We start from the raw sequence: 25,232 nt of genomic DNA on the forward strand, positions 1-25,232 counted from the left end.
CGCCCCCTTGCCGCCGCCCGTACGTGTCTGGTCAGTCATCGTGCTTACCCTCCACGCCGCCGTCGGCGGCCCGTGGCGTCGTCCCGCGAGTTCTGGACGAGAGGTCGATACTCGCCGCCGTCTCCTTGCGATGGCCGAGCAGTCCCTCGGGTCGGTTGTGCATCAACCAGACGAGCACCAACCCCATGATGACGAGTTGGAGTTGGCGGATGCTGTCGAGGGTGTACCAGACGAACGGCAGCGGGTCACCCTGGCCGAGGAGCGGCGCGACGGCGGGGCCGAACCCGCTGGGTGCGCTCGCCTGCGGGAGGACGGCTTCGAGGAGGTTCTTCACGTAGCGTGGTCCCTGGTAGAGGACGGCCGCGAAGATGGCGCCACCGAGCACGCTACCCGTGTTCGAACCGGCGCCGCCGATGATGAGCGCGATCCACACGAAGAAGGTGATGCGCGGGCGGAACGTGTTGGGCGTCACCGCGCCCTGGGACATGAACCAGAGGATACCGGCGAGCCCCATGAGCGCACAGCCGAGCATGAACGCCTTGATCTTGAAGCGATTGGTGTCCTTTCCGAGGGAGTTGGCGGCGGTCTCGTCCTCGCGGATGGCCTTGAGGACGCGCCCGAACGGGGACTCGCCGGTCCGCTTCAGCAGCCAGTAGTAGGCGACGACGAAGCCCAGCAGGAGGACGCCGTAGACGAGTCCGTCGACGACCGGCTTCGGGTTGTTCGGGATGAAGGCGCGGAAGCCGTCGACGAGTCCGAGGTAGGCTCTCTGGAGTCCGACGGCCGAGAAGAACGCTGCGAGCGGGTCCTGGTAGTCGAGGATGACGCCCGACCCGCCACCGAAGCCGACGAGGCGGCCGAACAGCTCGAACTTCTGGAACTCAGAAGAGAGCAGCGTGAACCGGACGATCTCGGAGGTGGCGATGGTGACGATGGCGAGGTAGTCCGCCCGGAGGCGGAGCGCCGGTAGTGCGACGACGAGTCCGAGCAGAGCCGCCGCGGCCATCCCGACGGCGATGCCGACGGGGAGCGGGAGACCGAGACCACCGACCTGCGCCGCGCTGCCGGGCTGGTAGATCGGCTTCGAGACAAGCGCCATGACGTAGATGCCGACCGCCATGAAGCCGACGATGCCGATGTTGAACAGCCCCGTGTACCCCCAGTGGAGGTTGAGCGAGAGCGAGAGGATGGCGAACACCCCGATGTAGAACGTCAGCACGGCGATCGCGTTCAACTGCCCGCGCAGCGAGTAGCCGAGCACGACGCCCGAGAGGACGTAGGCGAGGTAGAGCGCGCCGAGCACCGCGGCGACGAGTTTCACGTCACCGTCGAGCAGTCGGTCGAGGACGGAAGCCCGTTCGGCGCTCATGCGGTCGTCCTCCCGGCGAAGAGCCCCTTCGGTTTCACGAGCAGGATGACGATCATCACGAGAAACGCGGCCGCGCGTGCGAACGCCGACGGGATCCAGAGGACGGACATCGAGGCGGTGAGACCGATGACGAGTCCGCCGGCGATGGCGCCGTAGATGGAACCGATGCCGCCGAGGATGACCGCGGCGAAGATGAGCAACAGGAGGAGCCACCCGTCGTTGAAGCCGAGGGTCCCCTTCCAGAGGACGAACATGTAGCCGGCGACGCCGGTGAGACCGCCGCCGATGACCCACGTCGCCTCGATGACTCGCTCGGTCGGGATGCCGGTGATGCGTGCGAGGTCCTCGTTGTCGGCCATCGCGCGCATCGACTTCCCGAGCTTGGTGAGTTGGAGGAGGAGGTGGACGCCGAGCATCAGCGCGCCGGCGACGGCGGCGAGCGCCAGGTCGTGCGTGGAGACGTAGACGGCGCCGTCGACCAGGTGGATCTGGTACTGCGGGGGGCTGGCTGTCGTCCCGCGGACGTCCGACCCGAAGACGAACTGGAGCAGGTAGCGGAGCGCGAAGGCGACCCCCACGCTCGCGATGAGGAGCGTGATACCGCCGGCGTCGCGGATCGGTGCGAAGACGGTCCTGTCGACGGCGAGCGCCAGCCCCACCGCGAACACGCCCGCGACGAGTGCACCGGCGAGGACGGCGAACGGCGTGTTCAATACGTTGATACCGAGCGCGCCGCCGAAGACGGTCCCGCCCGCGCCGACGAGGACGAGCGACCCGACGTCGGCCCGTCCGAGTCCGGCGACGACGTACGTCGTGGCCCACCCGGCGAAGGCACCGCTGGTGATGTAGTCGCCGTGTGCGAAGTTCGCGAAGTTCAGAATACTGTACGTCATCGAGAGCCCGACGCCCGCGAGACCGATGACCAGCCCGCGCATGAGCCCGTCCCAGGCGAGCGACCCGAGGTCGTGAAACTGTATCGTTCCGGTCGCGAGCCCGCGGACGAGGTCTCCCACCAGGAGGACCACGACGAGCCCGAGAACGAGCGTCCCCGGCCGGTCCACCACTGTCTGGCGGGTACGCGAGTATGTGTTAGCTATTCCCATGTTCTACTATCCCTAAGTGCATTGGCACCGTGAAGCAGCTATAAGCCTTTCGCAGAATCGGCTGTAGCGTGCCGTACACGGGGGATACCGACAGGTACGGCGGACGACACGTTCCCGGCGGGAGGTGTGACGACCCCTCAGACGCCCTGGCAGTCGGTGCAGACGAGCTGGCCGTTACGGTTCGAGAGCGAGTCGCTGAGCGACCCACACACCTCACAAATACTCTGTCGCGAGAAGACGTCGACGTCGGTCCCGCCGTTCGTCCGTACGTCCGCGGCGTGGTTGGTCTCGCCCTCGGGTGCGACGGTCTCCACGTCTGCCGCCGCGCTCGTCTCCGCCCCTCTCGCGTGGACGAGGTCGCGGACGTGGACGAGTCCGAGGACGCCGGTCCCGTCGGCGACGAGGAGGTGGTCGGTCCCGTGCTGGCGCATCGTCGCAAGCGCGTCGTCCACTCTCGCCTCCGGTCTGAGCGTCGCTGGTGGGTCGTCCATCACGTCGGCCGCGGTCGCGTCCCCGCCGCCCTCGAGGACGTGTTCGAGTAACACCCCCGCGGTGAGGAACCCCACCGGCTCTTCGCCCCTGAGCACGACGGCGGCGTCGGCGTCTTCCTCGCAGAGGAGCGTGCCGACTTCCCGGGGGGCGTCCGATTCGGTCGCGCCGACGAAGTCACGAGTCATCACGTCGCGGAGTGCGATTCTATCCATGGTATCGAGTAACAAAGATTCGGACTAAAAGGTATCCCCGGTACGTTCAAGCGTCCACGGGACGAACCTCCAGAGTCACGGCGTCGAAACGAGAGATTGAAACCCGACTCGCCACTCTAGCGTAGACGATGACCATCCCCTCGTTCGCCATCGGCATCGCCGGGGGCACCGGCGCCGGGAAGACCACCGTCGCCAGGGAGATCAGCGAGAACGTCGGGGAGTCGGTGACGCTCGTCGCCCTCGACAACTACTACGAGGACCTGAGCCACATGGCGTTCGAGGAACGGGCCAACGTCAACTACGACCACCCCTCGGCCTTCGAGTGGGAACTCCTCCGGGAGCACCTCGACGCTCTCCTCTCCGGACAGGCCATCGAGATGCCCCAGTACGACTTCTCCGAACACCTCCGGAAGGACGAGACGGTCCACGTCGAACCCGGCGAGGTGATCATCCTCGAAGGAATCCTCGCGCTCTACGACGACGACGTCAACGACATGCTCGACCTCCACATCTACGTGGAGACGGACGCCGACGTACGCATCCTCCGGCGCATCGAACGCGACGTCGTCGACCGCGGGCGCGACCTCGAAGGCGTCATGGACCAGTACCTCTCGACGGTGAAACCGATGCACGAGCAGTTCATCGAACCGACGAAGAAACACGCGGACATCATCATCCCCGAGGGGGCGAACTCGATGGCGGTCACCCTCCTCGAGGAGAAGGTCCAGGCCGAGTCCGGGAACGTCGCCGAGTGGGCGGCCCGCGAGGCCGACCTCGACACGTCGGAGCGCTCGCGCTAGACGTCGCGAAACCGGGAGAGAACGGAGACTGCTCAGGCGCGCTGCTCGGCGGACTTCCCCTGCGGGTGGTAGTCCCACAGGTCGCCGCGGCGCATCGCGCGCCCGACGGCCTTGTGGAACTCGACTTTCGTCTCGACTTCGTCTTCTTCGACGTGGTCGAAGATGTCTGCGACGGAGACGACCTTCTTGTAGTTGATGCGGACGGGCCACTCGCCGTACTCCTCGACGAACGCGTCGAGGTCGAGCGGGTAGTCCTCGCCCTCTTCGGTCATCTTCGAGAGAACGGCCATCCCGTACTTGCGGCCGCCCTCGCTCCCCTTCTCGCCGTCGGGGTCGTGGGGCCAATCCCGCCCCGAAGGGTCCATCATCTCGGGCATACCCGAGAGTGTGACAGGCAACGCCAAAACGGTTGCCCATTGTCGGCGGTCCCGCGTGACGGAGACAGTTGAACAGTTGTACAATCGTTCAACTGTTTCGACGACGCGGAGCCGAGACTACGCGCCGTGATTCTCGGGAGAATGCGGTGAGGCTGGGATTCGAACCCAGGAGGCTGACGCCACCGGTTTTCAAGACCGGCGCAATAGGCCGCTCTGCCACCTCACCTCGCTCGGCACTATCGCCTGCCGGCAGTAAGACCTGTCGATTACCCCTGTGCGAGCACGGGGCCGTCGTCGCCGTCGCGCACCCGGAGGTCGAGGCTGTCGAGGTACGTCGCCGTGTACTCGGGGACGATGCGGCCGGCGGCGCGGCGCGCGCGGAGGTGGACGAGCAGCGAGAGGAGGTCGTCTCCCGTCGTCACGGTGACGTGCTCCTCGACGAAGTCGACGTCGAGGCCGGCGTCGCGGGCGCGGCGGGTGAGCGTCTCCAGTTCGGGGGTGGTGTAGGCGCCCGCGAAGTCGATGGGGTCGGAGAAGGCGGCGTAGTGGACCTCGCCGCCCGTACCGGGGCCGAGCACGACGTCGCGCTGGCGGAGTTTCATCGCCGCGCTGTCGAGGTCCTTGCGGGCGAGGAGGGGTGCGACGGGGTCGAGGACGGCCACGGACGTCTCGCCCTCCTCTTCGAGGAGGTGGGTGACGGTGTTGCCGGCGCGCGCGTCGTAGGTCGACCCGACCTGCACCTCGTAGCGGACTGCCTCGGCGTCCTCGGGCGGGAGCACCTCCTCGACGTACCCCCGGAGTTCCGCCTCAACCGACTCGCCGGTCGTGTAGGCGTCGGGGAGGAGGTCCTCGGGGCGGTAGTTGACGAGCGTCGGCCCGCCGCTGTCGGCCGCCGACGAGACGAGGTCCTGGAACATCGCGCGGTAGAGGCCGGCGGCCGCCGCCTCGTCGAGCGGCGACGTCTCGACGAGACGCGAGAGTACCAGGCCCTCGCGAGGCGGGTCGGCCATCAGGACGTTGACGGTCATGGCGGAACGTGGACGCGCCCGCCGCTTGAAAGACGCGGTCGGCGGCGGGGCGAGAACGGGACCGGAGTGACGCCCGATCCCGGCGAAAACGGCGGCGACGGCCGACGAGTGTCAGTCTCGGCCGGTCGTCGGCCCAGGGGGAGTGGGCCGACGGTGGAAGAGGTCGACGTGACGCGACGCGGCCGGCGTGGGGAGGTGGGCCGCGTCGGCGTCGTGAGAGTGTCAGTCTCGGAGTGTCAGTTGGTCAGTGTGTCTGTCCGGGAACTCAGGGACCGAGCGAGCCACAACCCCAGACGGCCAGCGTGGACTGAACCTGGGAGAGGGCGACTGCGCTCGTGAACAGCGCGCCGACGGCTTTCGGGTGTTGTGCGACCGCGTTCTGCAGGGCCTTGCGAGCCATCTCATTTCATACAATGAACTGTGTAATAAAATAAGTTGCGGTCAAATAGAGATGAAATAAAGTCTGTTACCGGGAGCGCCGGCCCTTCGTCTGCCGGTAGTCGGTGCCCATGAGGTCGAGGAATCGGGTGACGAACGCCTCTTTCTGTTCGTCGCTCTGGTTCGCGGGGTGGACCATCGGGACGAGTTCGAAGCCACGCCCGCGGATGGTCGTCCCGTGGTGTTCGACGACGTCGAGGTCCGCGGCGGGCGTCGTGGTGTACTCCTCGCCGAGCGCGGCGAGCGCGCGTTCGCCGACCGGGACGAGGATCTCGGGGTTGATCATCCGGACGTCGGCGGTGAGGTAGGGTTCGCACGTCGCGACTTCGTCGTCGGCGGGCGGCCGGTCGGGGTGGCGACACCGCGCGAGGTAGGTGAGGAAGGCGTTGTCGAGTTCCGGTTCCTCGCTCGACGGCAGGGAGTTGTTCAGACCGAGTTGGCCGAGGATGTCTTGGAAGCGTTCGCCGGCCGCGTCGCCCGTGAACGGCACGCCGGTCCGCTCGGCCCCCTCGCTCGGTGCCTCCCCGACGAAGACGAAGTCCGCGCCGACGTCGCCGTAGCCGTGGACGACGCGCTCGCGGACGTCACAGAGTCCCTCGCAGTTCCGGCAGTCCTCGTCCATCCCGTAAGGATTCCGCTGGCTCTCCTGGTGGGCGTCCATCTACGGGAGGGTTACCCACGCGCGCGTAAAAGTGGCCTGGAGGGGCGTCGAGGCGGGAGAAAGGCTTTGCCGGTCGGTCGGGACAGTTCGAGTATGCCCACCAGTCGGCGTGCCCTCCTCGCCGCACTCGCCGCCGGGTCGTCGTCGCTCTCGGGGTGTGCCTCGCTGTTCGACCTGTTCGCCGGCGGACCGTCCGGAGAGGGACCGCGGTCGAACGACGGTCCCGGGCGAACGACCCGACCGGCGGAGACGACCGTTCACCCGACGCCCGACGACCCGCCAGCGGACGGCGAGTGGCCCGACCCACCGACGGACGAGCGCCACCGGACGCACTCGGTCACGACGCTCGAACCGGCCGGCCGGACGCTCTCGCTCTTCGATACGACCTTCTCCGTCCGGGAGCAGTCCCGCGGTCCGTTCCGCGACGGGGACCGGGGTGGTCGCGTCGCGGTCGCGGCCGCGTTCGTCCGGTCCGCCACCGACGAGCACCCCGCCCTCCTCCGGGTGACGCTCCGGGCGGACTGGCGGCCCGCGTTCGGTCCCGACACACGCACGCTCGACCTCGGGCGCGTCCCGCTCTTCGACGGCCACGAGTTCGGCCCGTACGTCCTCGCCCCGACCGCGAACCACGACCTCGTCGACGCCGACGACGTCCCCGAGGACGAACGCGGGCCGAACGGTGGGTGGCGGCTGAAGTGGGCGCCCGACTCGTGGCTCCCGACGCGCGTCGACGTGGCCCGCCGCGAGCGAATCCACGGGGAGTACCGCGTACTCCGGGGGATACTCGACACTGCCCCACTCGAGACTTTTCGTACACCGCTCGCGTCGCCGAACGGGGGTGACTGGAACGGCGACCCGTTACTCTCGCTCGTGTCTTGGGAGACGGGCGCCCCCGGCCCGGACGGTCGGTCGCGCTTCCACGGCCAGTCGGTCGACCCGCTCCCCGGTTCGATGGAGACGGTGTGGTACCACGACCTCGACCCGACGGCGTCGCTCTTCCTCCGGCCGGCCACGGAACGCGCGGACCTCCCCGCGAGACTCCGCTTCTCCCTCGTCAACCACTCTCTGTCGACGCTCCGACTTCCCGGCACTCTCGCCGTCCACAAGCGACACGCGGAGGCGTGGTACCCGATCGCTCCGTGGGGTCCGAGTCGGTGGGTCACGCCGGCGTTCGTCTCCGGGACGCCGCCCGGGGACGTCCACCAGGTCGAGCGCGCCGTGTTCGCCGACGAGGGGTTCGCGACCGGCATCCCGTCGACGACCTACCTCGGTGCCGGGACGTACGCCTTCAGCCTCGAAATCGGCGACGACGGAGACGAGGGTGCGAACGCGGACGACGCGGTCACGAAGGGCGAGTCGGTCCCGAATCGCCGGGTCGCCGCGCTGGTCGAGTTGACCGGTGAAACCGTGTCCGTCGTCCCGCAAACGGGCGTCTCCACCACCCGCGAGGGGTCGACAGTCACGGTCCGGACACAAGTGGCCGGAACGGACACCGTCACGGCGGTCGTCGAGCGCGCCGACGACGCCGACCGAGTGGTCCTCGCCGAACAGGTGATGCACGGCGAGAACGACGTCCTCCGGAACTCGCTGCCGTTCTTCGAACCGGGCGTCGAGCGCGTCCGCGTCGTCACGACGCCCGGGGTCGTCGCGACGGCCGTCGGCGGGAAGCCGCCGGCGCGCTTTCGCTACCGCGGGTCGGCGTTCTCCCTCTCGGTCGAGCAGTAGCGGTCCGTCCCTACAGTGCTGTCTCGACTACTTCGTTTACCCGCGTGCTCGCCAGCTCGAACTCCGGTCCCGACGCCGAACACGGCCTCAGAGACGTGGAGGCGGACGCAGCGCTCTACGACTCCGCAGCGCGGGGAGAAGCAGTGGTTCCCGCGTACGCGCGGGACTGATTACTCGTCGTCCGTGTCGGCGTCAGCGTCGTCGTCGACCGACTCGACCTTCGTGTCGGCTTCCTCGGGGTCGTTGCGCGGGCTGCTCGGGTGGTACTCCGTGTCGTACTTCCCCGGTGCGTCGTCGAGGCGGTCCGGGTTGATGCGCCCGGAGAGGAGCATGAAGTCGAGGATCGTGAGACGGAGCATCGCCTCGACGACCGGGACACCGCGCGGCGGGAGGACGGGGTCGTGGCGGCCGATGACCTTCGCCTCCTTCGTCTCGCCGGTCTCCCAGTCGACGGTCTGCTGGGCAGACGGGATGGACGTCGGCGCGTGGAGCGTCACCTCGCCGTAGATGGGTTGGCCGGTGGTGATGCCGCCCTGCAGGCCGCCGTGGTCGTTGCCCTCGGGGATTGGGTCGCCGTTCTCGTCGAACGTCCAGTCCTCGTTGCGCTCCAGGCCGGAGTAGGTGCGGGCCTCCTTGCCGAGACCGAACTCGAAGGAGGTGGAGGCCGGGACGGACAGCATCGCCTGGCCGAGGCGGGCCTCGACGGAGTCGAAGCGCGGGGCACCCAGCCCTCGCGGAACGCCGCGAATCTCGAAGTAGATGGAGCCACCGATGGAGTCGCCCTCTTCTTGGTACTCCTCGATGAGGTCCTGCATCTCTTCGGCCGCCTCGGGGTCGGCACACCGGACGTCGTTCTCCTCGGTGTTCTCGAGGAGTTGCTCCCAGGAGACGTCGCCGGACTTCACGTCGCCGATCTGGTTAACGTGGGCCTTCACGCGGATGTCGTGCTTGCGGAGAATCTTCTTCGCGATGGCGCCCGCCGCGACCCAGTTGACGGTCTCGCGTGCGGAAGAGCGGCCGCCGCCGCCCCAGTTGCGCGTGCCGAACTTCGCCGAGTAGGTGAAGTCGCCGTGGGAGGGCCGTGGCGCCGTGATGAAGGGCTCGTACTTGCCCGAGCGGGCGTCCTTGTTCTCGATGGTCATCCCGATGGGGGTGCCCGTCGTGTACCCGTCCTGGATGCCGGAGTTGATGGACACCTCGTCCGGTTCGCCGCGCGAGGTGGTAATCATCGACTGGCCGGGCTTGCGGCGGTCGAGTTCGTGCTGGATGTCGTCCTCGTCGAGTTCGAGGCCGGCGGGACAGCCGGAGACGGTGACGCCCATCCCGGGCCCGTGACTCTCGCCGTAGGTGGTCACCTGGAAGAGGCGACCGAAGCGGTTGCCGTTCATTACGTGTGACTCAGTGTCGGGGCCATTTAGAGGTTTCAATACTCGCAACTGCACTTAAGTAGGAAGGCGGGACCAGACGGACCGTGACGTGACCGACGTCGCGGGGCGAGACGCGAAACCGGTGGAGTGCCGTCCCGCGCGAGACCGACTCTCTCGGAACGCTCCCCCGTGTCAGCCATCACTCCCCTTGGAGGTCGCTCAACCGCGCCGCCGCGAACGGAACCAGCATCTCCGCGCGCGTCAGGCCGCCGTGTTTCCCGACGTGGTTCAGCGAGGTGTCGTCGTCCCACATCCCCTTCTCGCGGTGGACGCAGACGAGGTCCGGTGCGTGGCGCTCGTAGGCGTTCCCGTTGCTTTCGCTCCCACCTCTATTGTCGCCACCGCTGCCACTTCCCCTACCACCGCTCTCGCCACCCACGACCGGCCCGAACAGCCCCCGTTCCTCGTACTCCTCGCGAGTGAACGTCCGGCAGTCGAAGTTGCGTTCGAGTGCCGACCGCACTGCCTCGACCGTCTCGTCCTGAAGGTGTAACTGGACCTGCCGCGAACTCCCGACCGGTGGGATCGGGTTCCCGTCCGGTCCGGTCGCGAGGTTGTCCCAGATCGGGCCGTACCCTCGGATGTCGACGTTCTCTCCCTCGGTGTCGACGTGGCCGTGGTCGGCCGTGACGACGACGAGCGTCCGCTCCGCGACGCGCGTGCTACAGCGTTCGAGGAGTTCCCGCCGGAGCGCCCCGAGGACTGCTTCGAGTTGTGCGTCCGTCGCGGCGGCGTGTGGTCCCTCGCGGTGGGAGGCGGCGTCTACCTGCGGGAAGTAGGCGTAGCAGTACTTCTCGCCCGACGAGCCTTCGAGCGTGCGGCGCAACTGGACCGCGAGTTGGGCGGCGTTCTCGGAACCGACGTAACGACTCGCACCCGCCGAGAAGGTCTGCTCGTCGGCGCCGCTGATGTCCGACGGCTCGAACAACGACGTGCTCACCTCCGGGGCGACGTCGTCGTACAGCGAGTCGGCGTCGTACAGCGTCTTCGACGGCGCGGGAGCGTCCGGGTAGACCTGCCGGACTGGCTCACCCTCTCCGGTGACGTAGGGGAGCGTCTGGACTCGCGCGCCGATCTCCGGGACGTACTGCCACCACCCGAGTTGACCGTGCTCGGCGGCGTACTGACCGGTGTGGACCGTCGGGACGGCCGCGGCCGTCTCGGAGGGGAAACACGCGGTGAGCGGCGTGACCGTCCCACGTTCGGAGAGTCGACCGAGGAGCGTCGTCTCCAGGTAGTCGGTGTCCTCCGCGCGACACCACTGGTCGTAGCCGAAGCCGTCGACGAGCAGGACGACGACGTTCTCGACTCCCTCGGTGTCGACGCCCGCGAACACGTCGCCGGGGAGCGTTGGCACGTCCTCGGGTGCGGCGTCGAGGGCCGAGAGGGCAGTCCCGGGGACGCCCGCGAAGCAGTAACCGCCGTAGTCGGGGAAGACGTACTCGCCCTCGGCGTGGGCGCGGAGGAGGTCGTCGGCGTGGTCGTCGCGTCGCATACGCGGAGCGACGCACGGGTCGCCCAAGAAACGGGTGGGCGGTCGGCGCGACTACTCGGTCGGCTTGGGCGGGACCTCGGGTTCCTCGCTCTCGCGGTGGACGTCCGCGCCGAGGTCGTAGAGCACGTCGAAGAAGCCGGGGAAGGAGATCTCGACGTGTTCGCCGCCGTGGATGACGGTCTCGCCCTCGGCGACGAGGCCGGCGATGGAGAGGGACATGACGATGCGGTGGTCGGTGTAGCTGTCGACCGCCGCGCCTTCGAGGTCGGAGTCGCCGCCGTGGATCACGAGTTCGTCCTCGTGTTCCTCGACTTCGGCGCCGAGTTTCTCGAGTTCCGTGGCCATCGCGGCCACGCGGTCGGTCTCCTTGTACCGGACGTGCTCGGCGTTGGTGATGTGGGTCGTGCCGTCAGCGACGGCGCCGAGCACCGCGATAGTCGGCAGGAGGTCCGGCGTGTCGCCGACGTCGACCTCGACGCCCGAGAGGTCGGAGGGTTCCACGGTGACGACGCCCGCGTCTTCGTCCCACTCGACGTCGGCGCCCATCCGGTCGAGGACGTCGACAATGGCGGCGTCACCCTGCGCGCCGGGGTAGAGTTCGTGGACGTGGACCGGTTCGTCGCCCGCGACCGCGCCCGCGGCGAGCAGGTAGGACGCCGAGGAGAAGTCGCCGGGGACCGAGTACTCGTCGCCCTCGGGGCGGTAGGACTGGCCGCCCTCGACGTGGAAGCCGTCGTCGGTGCGCTCGACGTCGACGCCGAACGCGTCGAGGACCTCCTCGGTGATCTCGACGTAGGGCGCGGACTTGAGTTCCGTCGTGAGTTCGACGTCGATTCCCTCCTCGGTGCAGGCGCCGGCCATGAGGAGGGAGGTGACGAACTGCGAGGAGACGTCGCCCGGAATCTCCACCTCGCCGCCGTCGGTGGGGCCGACGATGGCGAGCGGGGCGCGCCCGCCCTCGCGGGACTCCACGTCGACGTCGAGTTGCCGGAGGGCGTCGAGGAGCGGGCCGTTCGGGCGGTCGCGGAGCGAGACGTCGCCGGTCAGTACGGTCAGGCCGTCGACGAGACTCGCCGCCCCGGCGGTCAGACGCATCGTCGTCCCGGAGTTCCCGCAGTCGATAATGTCCGGGGGAACCTCGGGTTCGCCGGCGAACCCGTCGACCTCGATGGCGCCCTCGATTTCGAGGACGTCGCCGCCGAACGCCTGGACGGCGGCCATCGTCTCCTTCGTGTCCGCCGAGAGAAGCGGGTGGTGGACGACGATCTCCTCGTCGGCGTCCGAGTAGCCCGCTGCGAGGACGGCGCGGTGCGTGTAACTCTTCGACGGCGGGGCGTGTGCTTCCCCGTGAACCGTCGACTCGCGGATTGTGACCTTCATGTTCGGATGGACGAAAGGCCGCCGCCTAAGCGTTCCGGCGGCGTCCGATTTCGCCCGGGGCGTTCGACTCCCGCACTCGACGGTGCCGGACCGCGCGACGGTTCGGCGGTTCCGACGCGGACCTGTACCGGTGGTCGCGTTCGGCCCCACAGAAGGTACTTACCTGTACCGACAGATAGCACGCCCATGCGACGGCGTGCCCTCCTCACGTCGGCCGGCACCTCGCTGGCCGTCTCCGGCCTCGCCGGATGTACCGGGAACAGGGCTGGTCCCGACGAGTCCGGGACGACTCGAACGACCGCCCAGACCTCGACAGACACGACTGCGACGGCCGGCGCCGTCGCGTCGGTCGGCGTCCCGTTGCGTCAGGTCCCCGAATCGCCGTTTTCGGACGACACCGGTGTCGAGCGTGTCGTCCGAACGCGGAGCGCGCCCGCGAGCGCGCCGCTCGTCCTCGACCCGACGGCGACGACCGTCTCGCTACCCGAGGGGAGTGTGACGCTCTCGTTGACGAACCGGACCGACGTCCAGTTCGCGCTGAACCCGTACGGGTGGTCGTTGTGGAAGCACGTCGACGGCACGTGGTTCCACGTCTACCCGGAGCGATGGCCGGTCCCCCTCCACGTCCTCGACCCGGGTGGGTCCCACGCGTGGGCGCTGACGCTCGACCACGACACCTCGCGGTCGGCCGTGACGCCGGCGGCCCGTGACGCGCCGCGCGCGGACGGCGGGACCGTCGCCGGCCTCGGTGGCGGGACCTACGCCTTCACCGTCGACGGGTCGCTCGGCGAGGGCGAGCAGGCCGTGCGAGTCGGTCTCGTCACACGCCTCACGTTCGACGGGCCGACCATCGACGTCGAGCCGACGGACCGCGTCGAACGGACGACCCGTGACGGGGCCACCGTCACCGCCGTCGTCGAGGGGACGCCGATGGGTGACGACGCGACGACGCACGTTCTGACCGTCCGGCGGAGCGACCACGAAGACGCCCGGCGGCGGATTCCCGAGCAGGTAGTTCGCGACTGGCGCTACCGCAACACGCTCCCGTACTTCGAGTCGGGCGTCGACACGGTCCGGCTGAAAGCCCGGAAGGGCAGCGGGTCGATCCCGCCGTTCGGTATCGACGACACCAGATTACTCCGGTACGAGGGCGAGACGTTCGCCGTCTCCTCGAAGCGGGTCGAGTGAGTAAGCGGTGGGCCGACTCCTCCGCTCCCGGTAGGGTTTTACTCGCGGGCGGGGACGAATCCGGTATGACTGTCGACCCGGACCTCTCCGAACTCGACGCCGCCCTCGCCGAGCGAGGGTTCGACGGCTACCTCCTCGACGCGGCCAGCGAGGAGTCGAACCAGCGCTACCTCTCGGGTTTCGACGCGCCCGACCCGTTCGTCACCCTCTACACGCCCGAGGAGACGGCCCTCCTCGTCTCGTCGCTGGAGTACGGCCGCGCGAAGTCCGAGAGCCGTGCCGACACGGTGTACCGGTGGAACGACTTCGACCTCCGCGAACGGGCCCAGGAGGTCGGTCGCGAGACCGCTCGTGGCGACGCCCTCGCCGACTTCCTCACGGAGGTCGGCGTGTCGTCGGTGCTCGTCCCGCGGCGCTTCCCGCTCTTCTCCGCGGACGCCCTGCGCGAACGCGACGTCGCGGTCGAACCCGACGGCGACGAGGTCGTCGAGGACGTGCGCGCCGTCAAGACCGAGACCGAGGTCGACCACATTCGCGTCGCCCAGAAGGCCAACGAGGCGGCCATGCGCGCCGCCGAGGACCTGATCGCGGGTGCCGCCGTCGAGGACGGCGTCCTCCACCACGCCGGCGAACCACTCACGAGCGAGCGTGTGCGCGAGGAAATCGAGGTGACGCTCCTCCGTCACGGTTGTGCGCTCGACGAGACCATCGTCGCCTGCGGTGCGGATGCCGCCGAACCGCACAACCGCGGGAGCGGTCCGCTCGGAGCGGGCGAACCCATCATCGTCGACATCTTCCCGCGGGACAAGGAGACGAAGTACCACTCGGACATGACCCGGACGTTCGTGCGGGGCGAACCGAGCGAGGACGCACGCGACTTCTACGCCGTGACCGAGGCGGCACTCGACGCGGCGCTCGACGCACTCGAAGCGGGCGTCACGGGCGCAGACGTCCACGGTGCGGTTTGCGACGTCTACGAGGACGCCGGCTACCCGACGCTCCGTTCGGACCCCGATACCGAGACGGGGTTCATCCACAGCACGGGTCACGGCGTCGGTCTCGACGTCCACGAGTCGCCGAGCGTCTCCGACCGCGCCGACGACGAACTCGAGGCGGGTCACGTCGTCACCATCGAACCCGGCCTCTACGACCCGGACGTCGGCGGCGTGCGAATCGAAGACATCGTGGTCGTCACCGAGGACGGCTACGAGAACCTGACCGACTACCCCGTCGAGTTCGAGGTCTAGCGCTCGGTCGTCAGCGTCACGCTGTGGTCGATGAGGTCGTCCATCCGGTCGAGGGCGTTCTCGACGTCTTCGAGTTCCTCGGCGTCGGCCCCGTTCGCCTCCGCGCGTTCGAGGGCGTCGCGGGCGCTCTGGATGGAGTCGACGAGGTCGTAGGTAAGGACGTTCGTGAGTTCGAGGAGGTGGTCGCCGGCGGCGTCCTCGCCCTCGCGGATGCGACGGAAGTGGACCGAGAGTCCGTCCTCGGCGGGGAACGCCCGGACCTCGAAGTGCTTCCCGAGCGGTTCGAAGTATTCGTCGAAGGTGACGGCCTCCTGCGTCGCGATGGCGCGGTGGTACTCGGTGTAGAAGGTGGTGCCGACCGCGTCGGGGAACGTCTCCCAGATGTTCTCGCCCATGACGTCCTCCGCGCGGACGTCGAGGAGGCGTTCGGCCTCCTCGTTGAGGTAGGTGAAGCGCCACTCGCGGTCGAGCGCGAAGAAGGCGTCCGTGATGCGCTCGTAGACGTTCCGCGCGAGGTCGTTGAGCATCGCGACGTCCTGTTCGGCCTGGTAGTACTCGGCGCGGTCGTAGATAGTGTCGCCGAGGTCGTCGAGCGCCGCCTCGAAGTCCTCTCCCACGGGGACGTAGTCGGTGACGTCCGCGGAGATGGCCTCGCTGGCGACCTGTTCGGACCCCTCGAAGACGAGGAGGACGAACGGGATCGCGGGGTCGGTGTCCCGGACGAGGTTCAGGAGTCCGAGTCCGTCGATTCCCCCGAGGTCGTACTCGCTGACGACGCAATCGACGGTTCGCTCCGAGAGTGCGTCGAGTGCCCCGGACCCGGACGTGGCGGTGTCGACCGTCAGCCCCGGTTCGTGATCCCGTAACGCCGCCGCACGACGATCCACGTCCTCCTCTCTGCCGACGTACAGGACGCGGATTCCCTCCATGTGTACGTCGAACTAGACGGCCGTTCCGGATAAATATTCGTTGGCGGACGGCGACCGAGCGAACGGCTTTTGGCCCGGGTCGCGCTACACACAGACGATGGAGGCACTCGTCGTCGGCGCCGGGGAGATGGGTCGGTGGTTCGCCGAGACCCTCGACTCGGACGTCGCGTTCGCGGACGCGGACCCGGAGACGGCCGAACGGGCGGCAGACGCCCTCGGTCCCCGGGGCCGCACGGTCGCCCTCTCGACGGACGAGAGCTTCGGCCTCGTCTGCGTGGCCGTCCCGATGACGGCCGCGGTCGAGACCGTCGAAGAACACGCACAGAAGGCCCAGCAGGCGGTCGTCGACGTCACCGGGTCGATGCGCGACCCCCTCTCGGCGATGGCCCGCGTCGCGCCCGCCCGCGAACGCGTGAGTTTTCACCCGTTGTTCGCCGCCGAGCACGCGCCGGGGACCGTCGCCGTCGCCGAGGGCGCACCCGGCCCCGCGACCGACCGCATCCGCCGGGAACTCGCCGACGCGGGCAACGACCTCGTCGACGTCGAACCTGACGAACACGACGAGGCGATGGAGACGATTCAAGGGCGGACCCACGCCGCGATTCTCGCCTTCGCCCTCGCCGCCGACGACGTGCCTGCGGAACTTGCCACGCCGGTCTACGACCACCTCTCGGACCTCGCCGACCGCGTTACCGGCGGGACCCCACGCGTCTACGCCGACATCCAGGAGACGTTCGGTGGGGCCGACGAGGTCGCCGAGGCCGCTCGACGTATCGCCGACGCCGACCACGACGAATTCGCCGATTTGTACGACGATGCCAGTCGATAGAGACGACCTCCGCGACACCGCGAAGTATCTCAGGAACGTCCGCCCGATCGACCCCGAGGAGATCACCGACTACCTCGAAGGGCAACCCGACCACCGCGCCGTCAGGGTCGCCCTCCGCGAGGAGGCCGCCGACCTCGGACTCGTCGAGCGCGAGGACGGCGCGTTCGTCCCCGTCGAAGACGACCCCGTGCGCGTCCACTTCGACGGTGTCGAGGCACTCCCCAACGAGTACGCCTTCGCCCTCGAAGAACTCCTCATCGAGCGCTACGGCCGCGACTGGCACGACGGCGATTCGGGGGCCTCGCTGCGCGAGACTATCCGCAAACTGAAGGAGGACTACTACCGGCGCAACCCGGTCGAGTACGACGAGGAGGTCGCACTCGCCTACGCCATCTACCACCTCCCGGACTACTACGCGACCGTCCAGTACGTCCTCGACGACCTCGCACGCGACGGCTTGCTCACCCGCGACCTCCGCGTCCTCGACGTTGGCGCGGGCGTCGGCGGTCCCGCCCTCGGTCTCCACGACTACCTCGCGTCGTCCGAGGACCCGGTCCTCGTCGACTACGACGCGGTCGAACCGAGCGCCGCCGCAGACGTCCTCGACGACCTCCTCGACGAGACGGGGTCGAACTTCCACCCCTCGATCACCCGCGAGACCGCAGAGGCGTTCGAGTTCGAGGCCGGCGCCTACGACCTCGTCTGCTTCAACAACGTCCTGAGCGAACTCGACGACCCCGTGGCGGTGGTCGAACGCTACCTCGACGCCCTCGCCGACGACGGGACGTTCGTCGCCACCGCACCCGCGGACAAGCACACGAGCACGCACCTCCGCGAAGTCGAGCGGACGGTCGAGGCACACGAGGCGGCCACGGTGTACGGACCGACGGTCCGCCTCTGGGAGGGTGAGCGACCCACCGACCGCGGGTGGTCCTTCGACGAGCGCCCGGACCTCGCGACGCCGGGCTTTCAGGAGCGATTGGCCCGCGGCGCCTCGGACCCGAGTTCGTTCACGAACACCTCGGTCAAGTTTTCCTACTCCTTCCTGCGGACCGACGGCGAGCGTCGCTTCGACGTCTCGCTCTCGGAGAAACGCTACGCGAAGATGGTCGACATGGGCCACCACGTCCCCGACCGCATCGACCTCGTCGCCGCGAAACTCTCGCGAAACCTCGCCGGCGAGGGCGCCAACCCCCTCTTCAAGATCAGCGACGGGAGCGAGGACGTCGAACACTACGCCGTCCTCGTCAAGGAGAACGCGCTCAACCGCGACCTCCTGGACGCGGAGTACGGCGACCTGCTCGTCTTCGAGCAGGTGCTCGCGCTCTGGAACGACGACGAGGAGGCGTACAACCTCGTCTGCGACGAGCAGACTATCGTCGACGTCTACGCGCGGTGAACGAGATTCGGAGCGAGCGGTAGCGAGTGAGAATCTCGGCATAGCGGCGGTCCGTCTCCGGTCACTCGCCGCCGCCGACCACCGACGGGCTTTTCTCCTCCGTTTCCGACCACACGGGTATGTCCTCGGACCTCGAAATTCTCCTCACGAACGACGACGGCATCGAGAGCCCCGGCATCCGTGCCCTCTACGACGGTCTCACGGACGTCGGGAACGTCACCGTCGTCGCGCCCGCCGAGAACCAGAGCGCGACGGGGCGGGCGATGTCCAGCGAAGTCGCCGTCCACGAGCACGAACTCGGCTACGCCATCGCGGGCACGCCCGCCGACTGCGTCGTCGCGGGCCTGGAGGCCCTGGGTCCCTACCCGGACCTCGTCGTCGCTGGCTGTAACAAGGGCGCGAACCTCGGGCAGTACGTCCTCGGGCGCTCGGGAACCATCAGCGCGGCCGTCGAGGCCGCCTTCTTCGGTCTCCCCTCCATCGCCGTCTCGCTGTTCCTCACCTCCGAGGAGTTCGAGCGCGAGACGGCCGTCGACGACTACGAGACTGCGGTCGACGCCACGACCTACCTCGCCGAACACGCCCTCGACTCGGGCGTCTTCGAGCAAGCCGAGTACCTGAACGTGAACACGCCACGACCCGACCGGAGCACCGACGAGATGGTCGTCACCCGCCCGTCGCACGGGTACGACATGACGGCCACGCGGAACGGCGACGGGCGCATCACGCTCCACGACCGGATGTGGGAGAAGATGGACGCGGGCGAGGTCGACGACCCGCCGGGGACCGACCGCCGGGCCGTCCTCGACGGGAAGGTGAGCGTCTCGCCGCTGACCGCCCCACACACGACCGAACACCACGAGGCGCTGGACGCCCTCGCGGAGACCTACTGAGGCCGACTACCCGAGTTCTTCCTCGCCGCGGTCCGCCGCGAAGAACCGCCTCTCCTCGGTCGGGACGAGGATGGTGACGCAGTCGTCGACGAACTCGGAGAGGTTCTGGGCGACTCGTCGGTCGAGCGAGAGGAGTACGCCCCGCAGGTCGCTCTCGTGGAGGTGGACGAACACCAGGTTCTCGTGGAGTTCGATGGTCGCCTCGGCGGGGCCGCGGACACCAGAGACGTCGCTCTCTGTGGCGAGTGCGTCGCGTTCGCGGAGTCGGTCGGCGAGTTCGTCGGCGTCGAGTCGCAGGGCCGCTTCGGATAGGTCGGGTCTGCGGTAGAGTACCTCGCGTCCGTCGGCGTCGTAGTACATCGCCGCTCGAAGGAGGTCTCCGGCCTGCCGACGGACGTGTTCGACCAACCGCTCGTACCGGTGTGGAGGCATGTCGCTACCTGGAGTGTCGCTCCCCTGGCAGTTTACCCTTCGGGTCGGTTCGCCGTTCGTTCCCCGCGCCTCGCCGGGCGAAGTCACTTATGCCGTTCCCGGGCAAATGCGGTGGTATGAGCGACTACGAAATCGACGACACCGATCGAGAGATACTCTACGCGCTACAGGAGGACGCACGGGACCTCTCGTCCGGCGAAATCGCCGAACGGACCGAGGCCTCGTCGAGCACGGTCCGCAAGCGCATCCAGCGACTAGAGTCCGAGGGCATCGTCAAGGGGTACAGCGCCGACGTCGACTACCAGAAGTCCGGCTACCCCCTCCGCATGCTGCTCTTCTGTACGGCGCCGATTCCGGAACGCGGCGACCTCATCGACGACGTGCTGGGTATCCCCGGCGTCGTCTCCGTCCAGGAACTGGTGACGGGCGAACAGAACCTCCTCGTGACGGCCGTCGGCGAGTCCGACAGCGACATCACGCCCATCGCGCAGGAACTGTTCGACATGGGACTGACCGTCGCCGACGAGGTGCTCGTCCGGAGTCACGAGACGACTCCCTTCGAGAAGTTCTCCTCGCAGGACGAGCGCGGGGACGAGTGAACGGCGACTCCCGTCTCGGTGACCGGGAGTATTGCTCGAACCGAAGTCCTATTTGTACCCTTGTTCCACTCTACCACACTTTTCGAACGAATTGGTCGAATCAAAGTCTATAATAACCAGTGTGTTCTACGCAGGAGTAACACCGACCAGTTCGCGCAGACGGCCCCCGTCACACCGGACTGGTCGGCACACACCGAACGATGGCCGACCAACCCACCCCAACCGACACCGTATCACTCCCCGAGGCGACGACGTCGACGGCCGTCGTGCCTCGAGCGACGACCTGGGTAGTCTGGGCACTCTTCGTGCTCAGCGTGGGGGCGCTCGCGGTGCGAGGTGGGACCGAGTGGTCGGTCCCCGGTCTGTTCGTCGTCGACGGTCTCACCGTGGTCATGTGGGTCGTCGTGACCTTCTTCAGCGGCATCGTCCACAGCTACTCCCGGCGCTACATGGCGGGCGACGCGCACCGCGACGCGTTCTTCGGTCGGGTCTTCGCGTTCACGCTCGTCGTCCTGACGCTGACCGCCGCCGACCACCTGGCGCTGTTCGCGCTGGCCTGGCTCGCGATGGGGCTGGTGATGTCGTCGCTCATCGGCCACGCGCAGGGGTGGCCACAGGCGCAGGCCGCCGCCGGTCTCGCCCGCCGTTACTTCCTCGCTAGCAGCGGTCTGCTCACGGTTGCGCTCTCCCTCCTCGCGTGGGGGACGGGGAGCACCGCCATCTCCGGAATCCTCGGGAGCGTCGACGCCCTCTCTGGACCCGTCGCACTCGCCGCCGCGGCGTGTCTCCTCGGGGCGGCGATGATCCAGTCGGCGCTGTTCCCCTTCCAGACCTGGCTGCTCTCCTCGATGACGGCGCCGACGCCGGCGTCGGCCCTGATGCACGCCGGGTTCGTCAACGCGGGCGGCATCCTGCTGACCCGCTTCGCGCCGCTGCTCGTCGAGACGCCGAGCGTCATGTCCCTCGCCGTCGTCGTCGGCGCCCTCAGCGCCCTGATCGGGCAGGCATTGCTCCTGGTCCAGACGGACGTCAAACGCGAACTGGGTGCCTCCACGCTCGCCCAGATGGGGTTCATGATTCTCCAGTGTGGACTCGGATTCTTCGCCGCGGCCGTCACTCACCTCGTCTTGCACGGCTTCTACAAGGCGTACCTCTTCCTCTCGTCGGGGACCGGTGTCGAGCAGACGGTCCCATCGGACGGCACCCACGCCCGGTTGACGGTCCCGCGGGTCGCCGTCAGTCTGGTGACGGCCCTCGGTGGCGGCGTGCTGTTCGCCGTGCTCACCGGGAAGGGACTGGCGCTGAACAGCGGAGCAGTCCTCGCGCTCGTCGTCGTGTTGACGACCCTGCACGCGGCGCGCGACATCCTCCGGCGGCCGACGTTGACACCGTGGGTCAGACTCGTCGCGGTGCCCCTCGTCGTCGTGAGTGCGGTGGGCGTCTACGGCGTCCTGTTCAACGCCATCGCGGCGCTGCTCGCGGACGTCCCGATGACCAAGTCCCCGACCGAACTGTCGGTCGTCCACCTCGGCGTCGCCGCCGCGTTCGTCGTCGCCTACCTCGTGACCGAGTTCGACCTGCACCGCTCCAGCGACCGACTCTACGTCGCGCTGTTGAACCTCTCACAACCGGCTCCGACGACCCTTCTCACCCAGAAGGAGGACTACGATGACGCGTAACGACCTCGACGCACACGTCGAACGTGCGGCGGAGACCGTCGGGTCGGTCTGGCCGCTCCACTCGTTCGTCACGGCCAACCCCCTCGCCGGGTTCGAGAACCGTCCGTTCCACCAGGCCGTCGCGGAGGCCGAGGACCTGTTCGGCGGCCGCGGCTACCCCGACACCTCGACCTTCCGCCGGGCGTGGGAGGCGGGGCGCATCGACCCCGACGTGCTGGAGGCCGAACTCGCGGCCCACGGCGTCGACGGAGACCCCGAGGCCCTCCTCGACGAACTGGCCGCCGCCGAGGTCGAACGCGAACGGGAACGCGAGCGCGACCGTGACCCCGCGACGGAGACCGTCGACCGGGTGCTGTCGAAGTGGCTCGCCGCCTTCCTCGACGAGGGGCGGGCGGAGTGGCCGATGCCGAACCGCGAGCGCGGTTTCTACGCCGCCTGGCGGAGACTCGCCCCCTACGACGACGAGATTCCTGGGTGTACGGACGCGGCCGACCTCCCCGAGACGCCCTCGGCGGCGCTCGAAGGGGTGCTCTCCGACTACCCACAGGACCGCTGGGAGTCCATCCTCGAACGCCACCTCGCCGCACTCCCCGGGTGGGCCGGTCTCGTCAAGCGGCGGGAAGAGGCGGACGCCGACCCGTGGCAGACGGCGGCCCCCGTCTCGCTGACCGAGTACCTCGCGGTGCGTCTGACGCTCGTCGACCTGCTGGACGCGCCCGTCGAACCGGCCGGCCTCGACGCCGACGCGGACGGGGAGACGACGCCGGCCGTCGGTGTGGACGGGGACGTCCCGCTGGCCGAACTCTGGTTGCGCGCGTGGGAGAAGAGCCACCGCCAGCGCCTCCTCTCGGACGTCGACCGGACGGTGGACGAATCGAGCACCGAGGACGAGGAGCGCCCCGACGCACAACTCGTCTTCTGTATCGACACGCGCTCGGAGATCGTCCGTCGCCACCTCGAAGCGGTCGGCCCCTACGAGACACACGGCTACGCGGGCTTCTTCGGCGTCCCCATGCGCTACCAGCCGTACGCGTCGGACGTCGAGATCGACGCCTGCCCGCCCATCGTCGAACCACGCCACCGCGTCGCCGAGCGTCGCGACCCCGACCAGCAGGACGAGGCGGCGACCCACGACCGGTGGACGAAGTTGGTGCAGACCGGTCGGAAGCACCTCGAGACGCTCAAGCACAACGTCGCCGCCGCTTTCACCTTCGTCGAAGGGGCCGGTAGCGCCTACGGCGCGGCGATGGCGACGCGCACGCTCCTCCCGTCGGCGGTCTACGACGCCGTCGACGCCGTCGACAGCCGGATTCCCGGTCCGTCGACGTTCTGCACGCCGACGCTCGACCGGCCGGCCGACGCGGACACCGGGGCGGACGACGCCCTCCCGCAGGGGATGACACTCGGCGAGAAGGTGGCCTACGCCGAGACCGCCTTCGAACTGATGGGCTGGGAGGAGTTCGCCCGCCTCGTCGTCTTCACGGGCCACGCGAGCCAGACGACGAACAATCCGTTCGAGTCGAGTCTCGACTGCGGGGCCTGTGCCGGCAACCCCGGCGGGCCGAACGCGCGCGTCCTCGCGGCCATCTGTAACGACGACGCCGTCCGCTCCGCTCTGCGCGACCGCGGCTTCGACGTCCCGTCGGACACCGTGTTCCTCGCGGCCGAACACAACACGACTACCGACGAGGTGACGCTGTTCGACGCCGACGTACCCGAGAGCCACCGCGAGGAACTCCAGCGGCTACGCGAGGACCTCGACCACGCCCGCGAGCGCGCCGCGAGCGAACGCGTCGAGTCGATGGCGAGCGACGACGGGGACGTCGGCGGCGTCCGCGAAGTCGAACGCCGGGCCGCCGACTGGGCGGAGACCCGCCCCGAGTGGGGACTCGCCGGCAACGCCTCGTTCGTCGTCGGCCCCCGCACCCTAACCGCGGACGCGGACCTCGACGGTCGGACCTTCCTCCACTCCTACAACTGGACGACCGACCCCGACGGCGAGGCGCTGGAGGCCATCCTGACCGGGCCACTCGTGGTCACGCAGTGGATCAACAACCAGTACTACTTCGCGACCGTCGACAACGCCGTCTACGGGAGCGGGTCGAAGACCACGCAGAACCCGGTCGGCAACGTCGGCGTCTTCCAGGGCAACGGCGGCGACCCGATGTCCGGGCTGCCGCTCCAGTCGCTCTCGGCGACGTCTGACCAGACGTACCACCAACCTCTACGCTTGACGGCGGTCGTCCACGCGCCGACGGACAGGGTCGCCGAGATACTCGGTCACCACGAGAACCTCCGCCAGTTGGTCGAGAACGAGTGGATACGGTTGACCGTGCTGGACCCAGAGCAGGACGGGGCGGCGTTCCACTACGCGGGCGACCTCGAGTGGGCACGCGCCGAGGGTCCCGAACCGGAGGTCCCGGTCCCGACGCCGAGTCACACCGCCGACTAGCCGGCGCGGCCTCCCGCGGCCGAACGGGGCCGTCCGGGGCGAACCGTCTTGTCGTGCGAGTCCCTACCACGACCCATGAGTCGCCTGCTCGCCGAACTCCTCCGACGCAACGAGACACACGTCGAGCGCTTTCAGTCCCGGTTCGGCGAGGTACAGGACTCCCAGCACCCGGAGGTGGTCACCGTCTGCTGTGCGGACTCCCGCGTCCTCCAGGACCACCTGTGGGGCAACGAGGAACCGGGACGGCTCTTCACGTGTAGTAACATCGGGAACCGCGTCGTCCAGCGGACACGCGGAGGGACCATCGTCTCGGGCGACGTGCTCTATCCACTCGTGCACGCGGGGTCCGAACTCGTGGTCGTCGTCGGTCACACGGGGTGTGGCGCCGTCACGGCGACCTACGACCACCTGACTGGCGGGTCAACTGGTTCCGACGGTACCGGCGACGAACCGCCGGGCATCGAACACTGCGTCGACCTGCTCGCCGACTACCTCGACGCCGGCGTCGCCGCACTCCCCGACGGCGTCGACCGCGAGAGCGCCGTCAACCGTCTCGTCGAGTACAACGTCGACCGGCAGGTCGACTCGCTCCTCGACAGCGAGGACGTCCCCGAGGACGTGGACGTCGTCGGCGTCGTCTACGACTTCCAGGACGTCTACGACGGCCGACGCGGCGAGATCCACGTCGTGAACGTGGCGGGCGAGACGGACGTCGCGGCGCTCCGTGCGGCCCACCCCGAGGTGGCGGGGCGCGTCGACCGCCTCTGGGAGTACTGAGGTTCAGTCGCCGCGCTCGCTGCGCTGTTCGATCTTGTTCAGTTCGATGAGCAGGCGGAAGATGGCCTTCACGAGGTTGGCGTCGACGTCGAAGCGCTCGGCGTTCCGGCCGGCGCGCTCCATGACGGCCGCCTCCTGTTCCTCGTCGGTGGTCGCCATGTCCCGGTCTTCCTTGACGCGGGCGACGGCGTCCGCGACGTAGGTGCGCCGGGCGATGAGTTCGACGATGTCGCGGTCGATCTCCTCGATCTCCTCGCGGAGTTCGTCGAGGTCCATCTGGTCGGTGTCGATGGCGGTCTCG

Annotated in this window: 24 protein-coding genes and 1 tRNA gene; 11 read left to right on the top strand and 14 right to left on the bottom strand. The window is 68.6% G+C overall.

Annotated features, from left to right (window positions below; translation table 11 throughout):
* Positions 1–31 precede the first annotated feature (31 nt).
* From P0Y33_RS03905 to P0Y33_RS03915, 3 genes are all read right to left on the bottom strand, one after another.
* Complete coding sequence (locus P0Y33_RS03905) at positions 32–1,369, bottom strand: branched-chain amino acid ABC transporter permease (RefSeq protein WP_279529248.1); 1,338 nt, start codon at positions 1,367–1,369, stop codon at positions 32–34.
* Complete coding sequence (locus tag P0Y33_RS03910; protein WP_328518039.1) at positions 1,366–2,472, bottom strand: branched-chain amino acid ABC transporter permease; 1,107 nt, start codon at positions 2,470–2,472, stop codon at positions 1,366–1,368. Before P0Y33_RS03910 ends, P0Y33_RS03905 begins: the two co-directional genes overlap by 4 nt.
* Before the next feature lie 137 nt (positions 2,473–2,609).
* Positions 2,610–3,176, bottom strand: a complete 567-nt coding sequence (locus P0Y33_RS03915; protein ID WP_279529249.1) for a CBS domain-containing protein — start codon at positions 3,174–3,176, stop codon at positions 2,610–2,612.
* Positions 3,177–3,304: 128 nt separating this feature from the next.
* Here P0Y33_RS03915 and udk point away from each other — a divergent pair, with 128 nt between their 5' ends.
* Positions 3,305–3,976: a uridine kinase gene (gene udk / locus P0Y33_RS03920; RefSeq protein ID WP_279529250.1), complete on the top strand. Its 672-nt coding sequence runs from the start codon at positions 3,305–3,307 to the stop codon at positions 3,974–3,976.
* A 32-nt stretch (positions 3,977–4,008) separates the two neighbouring features.
* On the opposite strand, the gene P0Y33_RS03925 is transcribed toward udk, so the two are convergent.
* From P0Y33_RS03925 to P0Y33_RS03945, 5 genes are all read right to left on the bottom strand, one after another.
* On the bottom strand, positions 4,009–4,353 hold the full coding sequence (locus tag P0Y33_RS03925) for a DUF5785 family protein (RefSeq protein WP_279529251.1): 345 nt from the start codon (positions 4,351–4,353) through the stop codon (positions 4,009–4,011).
* 144 nt (positions 4,354–4,497) lie between these two features.
* Positions 4,498–4,579: transfer RNA gene (locus tag P0Y33_RS03930), tRNA-Ser, on the bottom strand.
* Positions 4,580–4,619: 40 nt separating this feature from the next.
* The gene (locus P0Y33_RS03935) at positions 4,620–5,381 is read right to left on the bottom strand and encodes a glycosyltransferase family protein (RefSeq protein ID WP_279529252.1); all 762 of its coding nucleotides are present in this window, start codon (positions 5,379–5,381) and stop codon (positions 4,620–4,622) included.
* A gap of 265 nt (positions 5,382–5,646) precedes the next feature.
* The gene (locus P0Y33_RS03940; RefSeq protein WP_279527153.1) at positions 5,647–5,781 is read right to left on the bottom strand and encodes a DUF7503 family protein; all 135 of its coding nucleotides are present in this window, start codon (positions 5,779–5,781) and stop codon (positions 5,647–5,649) included.
* Positions 5,782–5,847: 66 nt separating this feature from the next.
* Entirely contained in the window at positions 5,848–6,480 is a 633-nt protein-coding gene (locus tag P0Y33_RS03945) for a uracil-DNA glycosylase (protein ID WP_279529253.1), read from the bottom strand.
* 93 nt (positions 6,481–6,573) lie between these two features.
* Here P0Y33_RS03945 and P0Y33_RS03950 point away from each other — a divergent pair, with 93 nt between their 5' ends.
* On the top strand, positions 6,574–8,205 hold the full coding sequence (locus tag P0Y33_RS03950; RefSeq protein ID WP_279529254.1) for a hypothetical protein: 1,632 nt from the start codon (positions 6,574–6,576) through the stop codon (positions 8,203–8,205).
* A gap of 170 nt (positions 8,206–8,375) precedes the next feature.
* Here P0Y33_RS03950 and aroC read toward each other — a convergent pair whose 3' ends face one another.
* The 3 genes from aroC to aroA all read right to left on the bottom strand — a co-directional run bounded on the left by aroC (position 8,376) and on the right by aroA (position 12,507).
* Complete coding sequence (gene aroC, locus P0Y33_RS03955; protein ID WP_328518040.1) at positions 8,376–9,593, bottom strand: chorismate synthase; 1,218 nt, start codon at positions 9,591–9,593, stop codon at positions 8,376–8,378.
* 178 nt (positions 9,594–9,771) lie between these two features.
* Positions 9,772–11,127 carry an alkaline phosphatase family protein gene (locus P0Y33_RS03960; RefSeq protein ID WP_279529255.1) on the bottom strand — a complete coding sequence of 452 codons (1,356 nt, stop codon included), beginning with the start codon at positions 11,125–11,127 and terminating at the stop codon, positions 9,772–9,774.
* 51 nt (positions 11,128–11,178) lie between these two features.
* Positions 11,179–12,507 carry a 3-phosphoshikimate 1-carboxyvinyltransferase gene (gene aroA, locus P0Y33_RS03965; RefSeq protein WP_279529256.1) on the bottom strand — a complete coding sequence of 443 codons (1,329 nt, stop codon included), beginning with the start codon at positions 12,505–12,507 and terminating at the stop codon, positions 11,179–11,181.
* A gap of 186 nt (positions 12,508–12,693) precedes the next feature.
* Here aroA and P0Y33_RS03970 point away from each other — a divergent pair, with 186 nt between their 5' ends.
* Entirely contained in the window at positions 12,694–13,695 is a 1,002-nt protein-coding gene (locus P0Y33_RS03970; protein ID WP_279529257.1) for a hypothetical protein, read from the top strand.
* A 65-nt stretch (positions 13,696–13,760) separates the two neighbouring features.
* A complete protein-coding gene (locus P0Y33_RS03975) occupies positions 13,761–14,942 on the top strand; it encodes a M24 family metallopeptidase (protein WP_279529258.1) in 1,182 nt (393 codons plus the stop codon).
* Here P0Y33_RS03975 and P0Y33_RS03980 read toward each other — a convergent pair.
* Positions 14,939–15,871 carry a response regulator gene (locus tag P0Y33_RS03980; RefSeq protein WP_279529259.1) on the bottom strand — a complete coding sequence of 311 codons (933 nt, stop codon included), beginning with the start codon at positions 15,869–15,871 and terminating at the stop codon, positions 14,939–14,941. The two genes, P0Y33_RS03975 and P0Y33_RS03980, sit on opposite strands and share 4 nt — an antisense overlap.
* 97 nt (positions 15,872–15,968) lie before the next feature.
* Between P0Y33_RS03980 and P0Y33_RS03985 the strand changes: the two genes are divergently transcribed.
* The 3 genes from P0Y33_RS03985 (at position 15,969) to surE (ending at position 18,992) form a co-directional block, all read left to right on the top strand.
* On the top strand, positions 15,969–16,700 hold the full coding sequence (locus P0Y33_RS03985; RefSeq protein ID WP_279529260.1) for a prephenate dehydrogenase/arogenate dehydrogenase family protein: 732 nt from the start codon (positions 15,969–15,971) through the stop codon (positions 16,698–16,700).
* Complete coding sequence (locus P0Y33_RS03990; RefSeq protein WP_279529261.1) at positions 16,687–18,099, top strand: small ribosomal subunit Rsm22 family protein; 1,413 nt, start codon at positions 16,687–16,689, stop codon at positions 18,097–18,099. The genes P0Y33_RS03985 and P0Y33_RS03990 overlap by 14 nt, the downstream gene beginning before the upstream one ends.
* Positions 18,100–18,218: 119 nt before the next feature.
* Positions 18,219–18,992, top strand: coding sequence for a 5'/3'-nucleotidase SurE (gene surE / locus P0Y33_RS03995; RefSeq protein WP_279529262.1), 774 nt, complete (start codon positions 18,219–18,221; stop codon positions 18,990–18,992).
* A 6-nt stretch (positions 18,993–18,998) separates the two neighbouring features.
* Here surE and P0Y33_RS04000 read toward each other — a convergent pair whose 3' ends face one another.
* Positions 18,999–19,424, bottom strand: coding sequence for a hypothetical protein (locus P0Y33_RS04000; RefSeq protein WP_279529263.1), 426 nt, complete (start codon positions 19,422–19,424; stop codon positions 18,999–19,001).
* Positions 19,425–19,540: 116 nt separating this feature from the next.
* Between P0Y33_RS04000 and P0Y33_RS04005 the strand changes: the two genes are divergently transcribed.
* The 4 genes from P0Y33_RS04005 (at position 19,541) to P0Y33_RS04020 (ending at position 24,931) form a co-directional block, all read left to right on the top strand.
* Positions 19,541–20,023: an Lrp/AsnC family transcriptional regulator gene (locus P0Y33_RS04005; RefSeq protein WP_279529264.1), complete on the top strand. Its 483-nt coding sequence runs from the start codon at positions 19,541–19,543 to the stop codon at positions 20,021–20,023.
* A gap of 200 nt (positions 20,024–20,223) precedes the next feature.
* Positions 20,224–21,702, top strand: coding sequence for a proton-conducting transporter transmembrane domain-containing protein (locus tag P0Y33_RS04010; protein ID WP_279529265.1), 1,479 nt, complete (start codon positions 20,224–20,226; stop codon positions 21,700–21,702).
* Positions 21,692–24,154 carry a DUF2309 domain-containing protein gene (locus P0Y33_RS04015; RefSeq protein WP_279529266.1) on the top strand — a complete coding sequence of 821 codons (2,463 nt, stop codon included), beginning with the start codon at positions 21,692–21,694 and terminating at the stop codon, positions 24,152–24,154. The genes P0Y33_RS04010 and P0Y33_RS04015 overlap by 11 nt, the downstream gene beginning before the upstream one ends.
* A 75-nt stretch (positions 24,155–24,229) precedes the next feature.
* Entirely contained in the window at positions 24,230–24,931 is a 702-nt protein-coding gene (locus P0Y33_RS04020) for a carbonic anhydrase (protein WP_279529267.1), read from the top strand.
* A 3-nt stretch (positions 24,932–24,934) separates the two neighbouring features.
* On the opposite strand, the gene P0Y33_RS04025 is transcribed toward P0Y33_RS04020, so the two are convergent.
* Positions 24,935–25,207, bottom strand: coding sequence for a chorismate mutase (locus P0Y33_RS04025; RefSeq protein WP_328518047.1), 273 nt, complete (start codon positions 25,205–25,207; stop codon positions 24,935–24,937).
* Positions 25,208–25,232 lie beyond the last annotated feature (25 nt).

The sequence above is a fragment of the Halospeciosus flavus genome, from assembly GCF_029814175.1.
Taxonomy (GTDB): Archaea; Halobacteriota; Halobacteria; order Halobacteriales; family Halobacteriaceae; genus Halospeciosus; species Halospeciosus flavus.